10 protein-coding genes and 1 riboswitch are annotated in these 11,718 nt (G+C 61.2%); of the genes, 9 read left to right on the top strand and 1 reads right to left on the bottom strand.

Annotated elements, in window-relative coordinates; all coding sequences use genetic code 11:
* The first annotated feature begins 245 nt into the window (after positions 1-245).
* The 8 genes from argR to astE all read left to right on the top strand — a co-directional run bounded on the left by argR (position 246) and on the right by astE (position 9,518).
* Positions 246-1,226 (top strand): transcriptional regulator ArgR, encoded by a 981-nt coding sequence (gene argR / locus ACA067_RS06025; protein WP_497460998.1) that lies wholly within the window; start codon positions 246-248, stop codon positions 1,224-1,226.
* 374 nt (positions 1,227-1,600) lie between these two features.
* Positions 1,601-2,821, top strand: a complete 1,221-nt coding sequence (locus ACA067_RS06030; protein WP_497460999.1) for an aspartate aminotransferase family protein — start codon at positions 1,601-1,603, stop codon at positions 2,819-2,821.
* A 226-nt stretch (positions 2,822-3,047) separates the two neighbouring features.
* Positions 3,048-4,067, top strand: a complete 1,020-nt coding sequence (aruF, locus tag ACA067_RS06035) for an arginine/ornithine succinyltransferase subunit alpha (protein ID WP_497461000.1) — start codon at positions 3,048-3,050, stop codon at positions 4,065-4,067.
* Positions 4,068-4,152: 85 nt separating this feature from the next.
* On the top strand, positions 4,153-5,178 hold the full coding sequence (gene astA / locus ACA067_RS06040) for an arginine N-succinyltransferase (protein WP_497455618.1): 1,026 nt from the start codon (positions 4,153-4,155) through the stop codon (positions 5,176-5,178).
* Complete coding sequence (astD, locus tag ACA067_RS06045) at positions 5,175-6,644, top strand: succinylglutamate-semialdehyde dehydrogenase (RefSeq protein WP_497462736.1); 1,470 nt, start codon at positions 5,175-5,177, stop codon at positions 6,642-6,644. The genes astA and astD overlap by 4 nt, the downstream gene beginning before the upstream one ends.
* Positions 6,645-6,810: 166 nt before the next feature.
* Positions 6,811-8,157 carry an N-succinylarginine dihydrolase gene (astB, locus tag ACA067_RS06050; RefSeq protein WP_497461001.1) on the top strand — a complete coding sequence of 449 codons (1,347 nt, stop codon included), beginning with the start codon at positions 6,811-6,813 and terminating at the stop codon, positions 8,155-8,157.
* 51 nt (positions 8,158-8,208) lie between these two features.
* Positions 8,209-8,496: a hypothetical protein gene (locus ACA067_RS06055; protein WP_033056735.1), complete on the top strand. Its 288-nt coding sequence runs from the start codon at positions 8,209-8,211 to the stop codon at positions 8,494-8,496.
* 11 nt (positions 8,497-8,507) lie between these two features.
* The gene (astE, locus tag ACA067_RS06060; RefSeq protein ID WP_497461002.1) at positions 8,508-9,518 is read left to right on the top strand and encodes a succinylglutamate desuccinylase; all 1,011 of its coding nucleotides are present in this window, start codon (positions 8,508-8,510) and stop codon (positions 9,516-9,518) included.
* A gap of 169 nt (positions 9,519-9,687) precedes the next feature.
* Here astE and ACA067_RS06065 read toward each other — a convergent pair whose 3' ends face one another.
* Positions 9,688-10,197: a 6,7-dimethyl-8-ribityllumazine synthase gene (locus ACA067_RS06065; RefSeq protein WP_497461003.1), complete on the bottom strand. Its 510-nt coding sequence runs from the start codon at positions 10,195-10,197 to the stop codon at positions 9,688-9,690.
* Between the two features lie 103 nt (positions 10,198-10,300).
* Positions 10,301-10,472, bottom strand: a riboswitch (FMN riboswitch).
* Between the two features lie 196 nt (positions 10,473-10,668).
* On the opposite strand from ACA067_RS06065, the gene ltaE reads away from it, so the two are divergent.
* Positions 10,669-11,673 (top strand): low-specificity L-threonine aldolase, encoded by a 1,005-nt coding sequence (gene ltaE, locus ACA067_RS06070; RefSeq protein ID WP_497461004.1) that lies wholly within the window; start codon positions 10,669-10,671, stop codon positions 11,671-11,673.
* Positions 11,674-11,718: the final 45 nt, after the last annotated feature.

Consider the following 11,718-nt stretch of genomic DNA (forward strand, 5'->3'; position numbering starts at 1 on the left):
GGCTTGCCGGACCCCCTGTAGGAGCTGCCGAAGGCTGCGATCTTTTGATTTTGATTTTGATTTTGATTTTTCAGATCAAAAGATCGCAGCCTCGTTTCACTCGACAGCTCCTACACAGCTCCTACACGGGGGGGGCGGCAAGCCAGCTCCCACATGTGATCTCTGTTGATTTTGAGATTTGCGTTCATTTACGGGCTAGCATTGGCCCGTGCCTTCATCACTGTTTTCGTTTCGGATTGCCCGCCATGACTGCCCATCGAATTGGTTTCCTGATTTGGCCCAGCACTAAAGCATTGACGCTTGCGCTGGCTGAGGAGGCCTTGCGTGTTGCTCAGCGTGTGCATCCGGACGTGGTCTACGAACTGTCGTTCCTGCAGGCCGAGCCACCGACCGAAGGTGCCTGGCAATTGCCGGGTGAACCCTGGGCCGGCAAGCTAGAACACTTCCAGAAACTGTTCCTGCTCGCCGATGAGCCCCCAACCACACTGGCGCCGGCGCTCAGCAGTGCGCTGAAACAACTGGTGCGTGCCGGTTGCGTGATCGGTGGGCTGTCGGCCGGTGTTTACCCGTTGGCGCAACTCGGTTTGCTCGACGGTTATCGCGCCGCCGTGCACTGGCGCTGGCAGGACGATTTCGCCGAGCGTTTCCCGAAAGTCATCGCCACCAGTCATCTGTTCGACTGGGACCGCGATCGTCTCACCGCGTGTGGCGGCTTGTCGGTGCTGGATCTGTTGCTGGCGGTGCTGGCCCGTGACCACGGCGCCGAACTGGCGGGTGCCGTCTCGGAAGAATTGGTGGTGGAGCGCATCCGCGAAGGGGGCGAGCGCCAGCGCATTCCCCTGCAGAATCGCCTCGGTTCCAGCCATCCGAAGCTCACCCAGGCGGTGTTGCTGATGGAAGCCAACATCGAAGAGCCGCTGACCACCGACGAAATCGCCCAGCATGTGTGCGTGTCCCGTCGGCAGCTGGAGCGCATCTTCAAGCAATACCTCAACCGCGTGCCGAGCCAGTACTACCTGGAACTGCGCCTGAACAAGGCCCGGCAGATGTTGATGCAAACCAGCAAGTCGATCATCCAGATCGGTTTGTCGTGCGGCTTTTCCTCGGGGCCGCATTTCTCCAGCGCCTACCGCAATTTCTTCGGTGCGACGCCACGGGAAGATCGCAACCAGCGGCGTAGCAGCAGTCCGTTCGAATTGTCTTCGGTGCCGTCGGAGCGCGGCTGATTCCGGACTGAAAGGCCATGGACATGACTCCCATGGCCCTGCGTGACGGGAACGCCAAATCTGCCTCATGCTGCCGGTCGCTGATCAAGGTCACGCGTTCGGTTTGCCTGCGTGCCCGTTCGACGCGTCTTTCTGCCCCCTTTAGTCAGGGCGAGTTGTGCAAATCAAATACTGGCAGCGCTGCCGCTAATCTCGTAGGCCAGTTAAACTGCGCCTTTGCGACGCTATTTGTCGCATTGCCGTAAACCCGGCTGAAACCGGGGTTTGCGCTATAAGAAGTTGTCGCTTGGCGGCAAGGCCGGGCTGAAAACTGTCCTTACAATCCCCTCATCGCTCGCCAGTTTCAGGCGGGTGTTCCTCTTCAGGAGACTCCGATGTCCGTTGAGCACGCTGCGGTACAACGCGCCGATTTCGACCAGGTAATGGTTCCCAACTACGCGCCTGCCGCATTCATTCCCGTGCGTGGCGCCGGTTCCCGCGTCTGGGACCAGTCTGGCCGCGAGCTGATCGACTTCGCCGGCGGGATCGCCGTTAACGTCCTGGGCCATGCGCACCCGGCGCTGGTCGGTGCATTGACCGAGCAGGCGAACAAGCTGTGGCACGTGTCGAACGTATTCACCAATGAGCCGGCCCTGCGCCTGGCCCATAAGCTGATCAACGCGACCTTTGCCGAGCGCGCATTCTTCTGCAACTCCGGCGCCGAAGCAAACGAGGCCGCCTTCAAGCTGGCCCGTCGCGTCGGTTTCGATCGGTTCGGCAGCGAGAAGTACGAAATCATCGCCGCGCTCAACAGCTTCCACGGTCGCACCCTGTTCACCGTGAACGTCGGTGGCCAGTCGAAGTACTCCGACGGCTTCGGTCCGAAGATCACCGGTATCACCCACGTGCCATACAACGATCTGGCAGCGCTGAAAGCGGCCATTTCCGACAAGACCTGCGCCGTGGTGCTGGAACCGATCCAGGGCGAGAGCGGCGTGATCCCGGCCGAGCTCGAATACCTGCAAGGCGCCCGTGACCTGTGCACCGCGCACAACGCGCTGCTGATTTTCGATGAAGTGCAGACCGGCATGGGCCGCAGCGGCAAGCTGTTCGCCTACCAGCATTACGGCGTGATCCCGGACATCCTGACCAGCGCCAAGAGCCTGGGCGGCGGTTTCCCGATTGCGGCGATGCTGACCACCGAAGACCTGGCCAAACACCTGGTCGTCGGCACCCACGGCACCACCTACGGCGGCAACCCGCTGGGGTGTGCGGTCGCGGAAGCGGTGATCGACGTGGTCAACACCCCTGAAGTGCTGGCCGGCGTCAACGCCAAGCACGACAAATTCAAGGCTCGCCTGGAACAGATCGGCGAGAAGTACGGCCTGTTCACCCAGGTCCGCGGTCTGGGCCTGTTGATCGGTTGTGTGCTGAACGATGCCTGGAAAGGCAAGGCCAAGGACATCTTCAACGCCGCTGAACAAGAAGGCCTGATGATTCTGCAAGCCGGCCCGGACGTGGTGCGTTTCGCCCCGAGCCTGGTGGTTGAAGACGCCGATATCGACGAAGGCCTGGACCGTTTCGAACGTGCTGCGGCGAAACTGACGCAAGCCTGATAGACCCTTCGACGCCTGATCATTCAGGCGTCGAACCCAATTTTTATGCCGGGCCAGATTCAATGTGGGAGCGAGCTTGCTCGCGATAGCTATCTGACAGTCGACATTGATGGCGACTGGCAGGGCCTCATCGCGAGCAAGCTCGCTCCCACAGTTGACTCTGAGTGATTTCAGATCTGGCCCGGTTAATTTTCCTCAAAGAATTTTTCGAGAAAGGAGTGACACCATGCTGGTGATGCGCCCCGCGCAAATGGCTGATCTGGGCGAGGTACAGCGTCTGGCTGCGGACAGCCCGATTGGTGTCACTTCCTTGCCGGATGACGTTGAACGCCTGAGCGACAAGATTGCCGCAAGCGAAGCCTCGTTCGCCGCCGAAGTCAGCTTCAACGGCGAAGAGAGCTATTTCTTCGTCCTCGAAGACTCCGCCACCGGCAAACTGGCCGGGTGCTCGGCGATCGTTGCCTCGGCCGGTTATTCCGAGCCGTTCTACAGCTTCCGCAATGAAACCTTCGTGCACGCCTCCCGCGAGCTGAAGATTCATAACAAGATCCACGTGCTCTCCCAGTGCCACGACCTCACCGGCAACAGCTTGCTGACCAGTTTCTACGTGCTGCCGGAACTGGTGGGGTCGGCCTGGTCGGAACTCAACTCACGTGGGCGCTTGCTGTTCGTGGCCAGTCATCCAGAGCGTTTTGCCGATTCCGTGGTGACCGAGATCGTCGGTTACAGCGACGAACATGGCGATTCGCCGTTCTGGGACGCTATCGGCCGCAACTTCTTCGATCTCAATTACGCCGAAGCCGAGCGTTTGTGCGGGCTGAAGAGCCGGACCTTCCTGGCCGAGCTGATGCCGCATTATCCGATTTACGTGCCGCTGCTGCCGGACTCCGCGCAAGAAGCGATGGGCCAGGTGCACCCGCGGGCGCAGATCACGTTCGACATCCTGATGCGTGAAGGCTTCGAGACCGATCACTACATCGACATTTTCGACGGCGGCCCGACCTTGCATGCCCGTGTCTCGGGGATCCGCTCGATCGCCCAGAGCCGTGTGGTCCCGGTGAAAATCGGTGAGCCGGTCAAAGGTGCCGGTCGTCAGTACCTGGTGGCCAACGCCCAGTTGCAGGATTACCGCGCGGTGTTGCTCGAGCTCGATTATGCGCCGGGCAAACCCGTGACCCTGGATCTGGAAGCAGCCGAAGCCCTGGGCGTCGGTGAAGGTGCCAGCGTGCGCCTGGTGGCGGTCTGACGACTGCTGCCACGCCTGGAAAACAATGCTTGGAAAAGCAGCGAAGTTTCGCGGGTGGCGCAAGCGGCCCGTTTGAGGAGATAGCATGATCGTTCGTCCCGTACGCAGCAGCGATTTACCCGCTCTGATCGACCTGGCCCGCAGTACTGGCACCGGCCTGACCACCTTGCCGGCCAACGAAGAGCGTCTGGCCCATCGGGTCGGCTGGGCCGAGAAGACCTTTCGCGGCGAAGCCGGGCGGGGCGATGCGGACTACCTGTTCGTGCTCGAAGACGACGACGGCCGTGTGGTGGGCATTTCTGCCATCGCTGGCGCCGTTGGCCTGCGTGAACCCTGGTACAACTTCCGGGTCGGCCTGACCGTCAGTGCTTCCCAGGAACTGAATATCTATCGCGAAATCCCGACGCTGTTCCTGGCCAACGACCTGACCGGCAACTCCGAGCTGTGCTCGCTGTTCCTGCACGCCGATTACCGCACTGGCCTCAACGGTCGCATGCTGGCCAAGGCGCGGATGCTGTTCATCGCCGAGTTCCCGCAGCTGTTCGGCAACAAGATCATCGCCGAGATGCGTGGCATGTCCGACGCAGCCGGGCGTTCGCCGTTCTGGGAAAGCCTGGGCCGGCACTTCTTCAAGATGGAGTTCAGCCAGGCCGATTACCTGACCGGCGTGGGCAACAAGGCGTTCATCGCCGAATTGATGCCGAAATTCCCGCTGTACACCTGCTTCCTGTCGCCAGACGCGCGCAACGTGATCGGCCAGGTTCACCCGGACACCGAGCCGGCGCTATCGATGCTCAAGAGCGAAGGCTTCAGCTATCAAGGCTACGTCGATATCTTCGACGCCGGCCCTGCGGTGGAGTGCGAAACCGGCAAGATCCGTGCGGTCCGCGACAGCCAGGCGCTGGTATTGGCCATCGGCACCCCGGGTGACGACGCTACGCCGTTCCTGATTCACAACCGCAAGCGCGAGGACTGCCGGATCACGGCCGCTCCCGCACGCTTCGCCGCCGGCACCTTGGTGGTCGATCCACTGACCGCCAAACGTCTTCAACTCAACGCCGGCGATCAAGTGCGCGCCGTTCCGTTGTCCGCTGCCCGGGAGTCGAAATAATGAATTCGCTATACATCGCAGGTGAATGGCTGGCCGGTCAGGGTGAAGCCTTCCAGTCGCTGAACCCGGTGACCCAACAGGTGCTGTGGGACGGCGAAGGCGCCACCACCGCACAGGTCGAATCGGCCGTGCAAGCCGCGCGTCAAGCCTTCCCGGGCTGGGCTCGGCGCACCCTGGAAGAGCGCATCACGGTGCTGGAGGCGTTTGCCGCCGCGTTGAAAAACCACGCGGATGAACTGGCGCGCACCATCGGCGAGGAAACCGGCAAGCCGCTGTGGGAATCGGCGACCGAAGTCACCAGCATGGTCAACAAGATCGCGATCTCGGTGCAGAGCTACCGCGAACGTACCGGCGAGAAGAGCGGCCCGCTGGGCGACGCCACCGCCGTACTGCGCCACAAGCCACACGGCGTGGTGGCGGTGTTCGGGCCTTACAACTTCCCCGGGCACTTGCCCAATGGTCACATCGTGCCGGCGCTGCTGGCCGGTAACAGCGTGCTGTTCAAGCCGAGCGAGCTGACGCCGAAAGTCGCCGAGCTGACGGTCAAGTGCTGGATCGAAGCCGGCCTGCCGGCGGGCGTGTTGAACCTGCTGCAGGGCGCGCGCGAAACCGGGATCGCCCTGGCGGCAAACCCGGGCATCGACGGCCTGTTCTTCACCGGTTCCAGCCGCACCGGCAATCACCTGCACCAGCAGTTTGCCGGCCGTCCGGACAAGATCCTCGCGCTGGAGATGGGCGGGAACAACCCGCTGGTGGTCGACGAGGTGGCTGATCTCGACGCCGCCGTCTACACCATCATCCAGTCGGCGTTCATCTCTGCCGGTCAGCGTTGCACCTGTGCCCGCCGCTTGCTGGTGCCGCAAGGTGCCTGGGGCGATGCACTGCTGGCGCGTCTGGTTGAAGTCAGCTCGACCATTGAGGTCGGCCCTTTCGATCAGCAACCGGCGCCGTTCATGGGCTCGGTGATTTCCCTGGGCGCGGCGAAAGCCCTGATGCAAGCGCAAGAGCATCTGCTGGCCAATGGCGCCGTGGCGCTGCTGGAAATGACTCAGCCGCAGGCTCAGGCCGCTTTGCTGACCCCGGGTATTCTGGACGTCACCGCGGTAGCCGATCGTCCTGACGAAGAGCTGTTCGGCCCATTGCTGCAAGTGATCCGCTACGCTGACTTTGAAGCAGCGATCGCTGAAGCCAACGATACCGACTATGGCCTGGCGGCGGGTCTGCTGTCGGATTCCGAAGCGCGTTATCAGCAGTTCTGGCTGGAAAGCCGCGCGGGCATCGTCAACTGGAACAAACAGCTGACCGGTGCCGCGAGCAGCGCGCCATTCGGCGGCGTCGGCGCCTCGGGCAACCACCGCGCCAGCGCCTACTACGCCGCGGATTACTGCGCGTACCCGGTGGCCTCGCTGGAAACCCCGAGCCTGGTGTTGCCTGCAGCTTTGACGCCTGGCGTGAAGATGGCGTAACGCCCAATCGCGGGCAAGCCCGCTCCCACAGAGTCTGCGTCGAACACAAAATATGTGAACACTGCTGAACCTGTGGGAGCGGGCTTGCCCGCGATGGCCGCAACTCGGTCTTACTGAATTGTTACCTGATGCCTATAACAAACCAGATTCTCGTGGAGCCTCGCTGATGAAATCCTATGAAGTCAATTTTGACGGTCTAGTGGGGCCGACCCATAACTACGGCGGCCTGTCCTACGGCAACGTCGCGTCCCAGAGCAACAGCCAGCAGTCCTCGAACCCGAAGGAAGCCGCGCTGCAAGGCCTGGCGAAAATGAAAGCGCTGATGGAGATGGGCTTTCAGCAAGGCGTGCTGGCACCCCAGGAACGCCCTGACGTGGCTGCCCTGCGCCGCCTGGGTTTCAGCGGCACCGACGCGCAAGTGATCGAGCAGGCCGCCAGGGACGCCATGCCATTGCTGGTTGCCAGCTGCTCGGCGTCGAGCATGTGGGTGGCCAACGCCGCCACGGTCAGCCCAAGTGCCGACACGGCCGACGGTCGCGTGCATTTCACCGCCGCCAACCTCAACTGCAAATATCACCGCAGCATCGAGCACCCGACCACCAGCCGCGTGCTGGGGGCGATGTTCGCGGACCAACAGCATTTCGCTCACCACGCCGCGTTGCCGGCCGTGGCGCAGTTTGGTGATGAAGGCGCCGCCAACCACACCCGTTTCTGCCGTGAATACGGCGAAGCCGGCGTCGAGTTCTTCGTGTTCGGTCGCAGTGCGTTCGATACCCGTTACCCGGCGCCGCAGAAGTACCCGGCGCGCCAGACCCTCGAAGCCTCCCAGGCAGTCGCCCGCCTGCACGGCTTGAGCGAGGAGGGCGTGGTGTTCGCCCAGCAAAACCCGTCCGTCATCGATCAGGGCGTGTTCCACAACGATGTGATCGCGGTGGGTAATGGCGAGGTGCTGTTCTATCACGAGGACGCGTTCCTCGACACCGAGCAGATGCTGGCTGAACTGCAGGGCAAACTCGCCAGGGTCGGTGGGAAATTTCAGTCGATCTGTGTACCGCGTTCCGCGGTCACCGTGGAAGACGCGGTTCGCTCCTACTTGTTCAATAGCCAGCTGCTGACACGTGCTGACGGCACCATGCTCTTGATCGTGCCGGAAGAATGCCGTGGCAATGAGCGGGTCTGGCAGTACCTGCAAGGCTTGACCGGCTCCGGCGGCCTGATCCGCGAAGTCAAGGTGTTCGATCTCAAGCAGAGCATGCAGAACGGCGGTGGCCCGGCTTGCCTGCGGTTGCGCGTGGCCCTGAACGAAACCGAACTGGCGGCCGTCAACCAAGGCGTTATCATGACGGCACCGTTGTACGGCACGTTGACCGAATGGGTCGACAAGCACTACCGCGACCGCATGACCGAAAATGATCTCGCGGACCCGCAATTGCTGCTTGAGTGCCGGACGGCACTGGATGAACTGACGCAAATCCTTAAACTGGGCGCGGTTTATCCATTCCAGATCAATTGACAGTCGGCGCTGCATGCGCCGATTCATCTCCTTTAGCGAGCGTAAAAAAACATGAGCGATACCCTGCAGCTGATCCTTGAAGACACCGACGGCACGCAACTGGAAACGTCCTGCACCCGCGTCGCGGTCATGTGGCAAGGCAAAGAGCTGTGGATCCAGCAGGATGGCCGCGGCCAGCTGCTGATCGGGGTGGACGTCGAAGAAGGTGATGCTGAATACGCCAACCTGCTGCTGCGCCCATTGGCAACTAATCTGGTAAGTCTGCAACTGGAAATGGAACCGGCCGAAGTCGGTGACGAAGACCACGTGCACGGCCCGGATTGCGCACACGACCACTAAGGAAACCGCTTATGCTCGCCCTCGGCAAACTGCTTGAACTGACCCTCGCCGGCCGCGAACCGGCGGAGAAGACTCAACTGACTGTCGAAGGCGTGCGGATGCGCTGGTTGAGCGAGGGTGCACTGGAAGTCCGGCCACCTGAAGCGCGCGACAACGGCCTGGACCTGCTGCTGTCAGCGGGCATCCATGGCAACGAGACAGCGCCGATCGAGTTGCTCGACCGCCTGTTGCATGACATCGCCCGCGGTGATGTTAAACCGCGCACACGTATTCTGTTTCTGTTCGGCAACCCCGAGGCGATTCGCAAGGGCGAGCGTTTCATCGAGCAGGACGTCAATCGGCTGTTCAACGGCCGACATGAACAAAGCAGCGGCTCCGAAGCCCTGCGGGCTTGTGAACTGGAGCGGCTGGCGGCCAGTTTCTTCAGCCTGCCGGATCGCAACCGCCTGCACTACGACCTGCACACCGCGATTCGTGGTTCGAAGATCGAGCAGTTCGCGTTGTATCCCTGGAAAGAAGGCCGTCAGCATTCTCGCCAGGAATTGGCTCGCCTGCGCGCCGCCGGCATGGAAGCGGTGCTGCTGCAGAACAAGCCGTCCATCGTGTTCAGCTCCTACACCTACGACAAGCTCGGCGCCGAGTCCTTCACCCTTGAGTTAGGCAAGGCGCGGCCGTTCGGGCAGAACGACGGCGTCAACGTCGACCTGCTGGAGACCCGCCTCAAACAGATCATCGAAGGCAACGAACCGCCGCCCACCGACGCGGCACTGGACGGCTTGCAGTTGTTCAGTGTGGCGCGGGAAATCATCAAGCACAGCGATAGCTTCCGCCTGAACCTGCCGGTGGATATCGAGAACTTTTCGGAGTTGGAAGTGGGTTATCTGCTGGCGGAAGACATCGCCCAGACGCGCTGGATCATCGAGGAAGAGGGCGCCCGGATCATCTTCCCGAACCCCAAGGTCAAGAACGGCCTGCGTGCCGGCATCCTGATCGTGCCGACCACCGACGAAAACCTGGCATAAGCCTGGTCTCAAGCCAGGCATAGAACCAATGTGGGAGCGAGCTTGCTCGCGATAGCGGGTCAACATTCAACGTTAATGTTGACTGTCAGTCCGCCATCGCGAGCAAGCTCGCTCCCACATTTGATTTGAGTGAAGCCAAAGACCTCACCCCAAACCACAGGTTTTGTGTTTACACGGCTACTGCGCGTGGTTCACTGCGACGCAACGCCCGCATCTTGTGCAACGTATCCGCACAAGTCTTCGCCGCTTCCTGACCCTTATGCACGAAATGCTCAAAGAAGAACTTCTGATGTTCTTCGCCGGCATGGAAATGATGCGGGGTCAGGACCACCGAGAACACCGGCACTTCAGTTTCCAGCTGCACCTGCATCAGCCCGCTGATCACCGACTGGGCGACGAATTCGTGGCGATAGATGCCGCCATCGACCACCAGCCCAGCGGCGACGATACCGGCATAACGGCCGGACTTGGCCAACAGCTTGGCGTGCAGCGGGATTTCAAAGGCACCGCCGACTTCGAAGAAATCGATCTCCGATTCCTGATAACCCTGAGCAATCATTTCGGCGACGAAGCCTTTACGGCTCTGATCGACGATATCCTTGTGCCAGCAGGCCTGGATGAACGCAACGCGCTCGCCCTGATGGTGTTTACTTTTGCTATCGATTGCGGTGGGTTGCATGTTCTGACTCCTGTTTGTGTAAAAAACAGGGCTTATGAATCGAATGGGATTTAAGGGTAACGTACGCTCGCACGAATGCTTGCGGGCGGCCCTTTGGCGCCAATCCCGTTCTCTCTTCATCCGGACTATGACCGTCGGCCCCGGGATCACACCGGGTCTGCTGACCTTGTCGCCAATCACCGCCGAAGCCGTGGCTGACGCCAAGCGCTCGCGGGCTATGCACGTTGCGCGCAATTACCGCCGGTGGGGAGTTGCACCCCGCCCTGAGAACGTTTTGCCGCCAGATTATTTGGCGGCGCAGCGTTTTTAACACATATTTCTCACCTGTGCATCGCTGCTATTTGATGATTGCGATCGAGTTTTTTGTTGGCTCAAGCAGCCTTTTCCTGCCCAAGGGTTGATTATTTGTCGCTATGACCGCAGTAATTCCTGACTGAAAGGGATTTTCCCCTGCTTACCGAGGCCAGATTCATGAGCGTTATTGATCTTCGCAGCGACACCGTCACCCAACCCACCGCCGGGATGCTCCACGCAATGGCCACCGCAGCCACCGGTGACGACGTTTATGGCGAAGATCCGACGGTCAATCGTCTGGAAGCCGAAGTGGCAAAACGGCTGGGTTTTACTGCCGCGCTGTTCGTTCCGACGGGCACCATGAGTAACCTGCTGGGGCTGATGGCGCACTGCGAGCGCGGTGACGAATACATTGTCGGCCAGCAAGCGCATACCTATAAGTACGAGGGCGGCGGGGCGGCGGTGCTGGGATCGATCCAGCCGCAGCCACTGGACGTGCAGGCCGATGGTTCGCTGGATTTGTCCCGGGTGGCCGCCGCAATCAAACCGGACGACTTCCATTTCGCCCGCACCCGCTTGCTGGCGCTGGAAAACACCATGCAAGGCAAGGTGTTGCCGCTGGAGTATCTGGCCCGGGCTCGAAGCTTTACCCGTGAACAGGGCCTGGCCCTGCACCTGGACGGCGCGCGGTTGTACAACGCGGCGGTAAAGCTGGGCGTCGATGCCCGGGAAATCACTCAGCATTTCGATTCCGTTTCGGTCTGTTTGTCCAAAGGCCTGGGCGCGCCGGTCGGCTCGGTGCTCTGTGGTACGGTGGAGTTGATCGCCAAGGCGCGGCGCCTGCGCAAGATGGTGGGTGGCGGCATGCGTCAGGCCGGGCTCCTGGCGGCGGCGGGGCTGTATGCTCTGGATCACAACGTTCAGCGTCTGGCCGACGATCACGCCAATGCCCAAATTTTGGCTGATGGCCTGCGAAAGGCCGGTTATGACGTCGAACCGGTGCAGACCAACATGGTGTACGTGCAGATGGGCGACAAGGCCGAGGCGATCACAGCCTTCGCCGCCGAACGCGGGATCAAGCTCAGTGCAGCAGGCCGCCTGAGAATGGTCACGCACATGGACGTCAGTCGTGTCCAGATCGGGCAGGTCGTCGCGACATTCGTCGACTTTTCGCGCAACTGACAGCGTTAGCCGTCCAATTGACCGTTTCTATCGTATAAACACGCT

Source organism: Pseudomonas sp. LBUM1674 (assembly GCF_059695635.1).

Bases quoted from the DNA above. Each gene is read 5' to 3' on its own strand.
- astE (WP_497461002.1), top strand. From the start codon at position 8,508: ATGCTCGCCCTCGGCAAACTGCTTGAACTGACCCTCGCCGGCCGCGAA.
- astB (WP_497461001.1), top strand. From the start codon at position 6,811: ATGAAATCCTATGAAGTCAATTTTGACGGTCTAGTGGGGCCGACCCAT.
- aruF (WP_497461000.1), top strand. From the start codon at position 3,048: ATGCTGGTGATGCGCCCCGCGCAAATGGCTGATCTGGGCGAGGTACAG.
- ACA067_RS06030 (WP_497460999.1), top strand. From the start codon at position 1,601: ATGTCCGTTGAGCACGCTGCGGTACAACGCGCCGATTTCGACCAGGTA.
- ACA067_RS06065 (WP_497461003.1), bottom strand. From the start codon at position 10,197: ATGCAACCCACCGCAATCGATAGCAAAAGTAAACACCATCAGGGCGAG.
- ACA067_RS06055 (WP_033056735.1), top strand. From the start codon at position 8,209: ATGAGCGATACCCTGCAGCTGATCCTTGAAGACACCGACGGCACGCAA.
- argR (WP_497460998.1), top strand. From the start codon at position 246: ATGACTGCCCATCGAATTGGTTTCCTGATTTGGCCCAGCACTAAAGCA.
- astA (WP_497455618.1), top strand. From the start codon at position 4,153: ATGATCGTTCGTCCCGTACGCAGCAGCGATTTACCCGCTCTGATCGAC.
- ltaE (WP_497461004.1), top strand. From the start codon at position 10,669: ATGAGCGTTATTGATCTTCGCAGCGACACCGTCACCCAACCCACCGCC.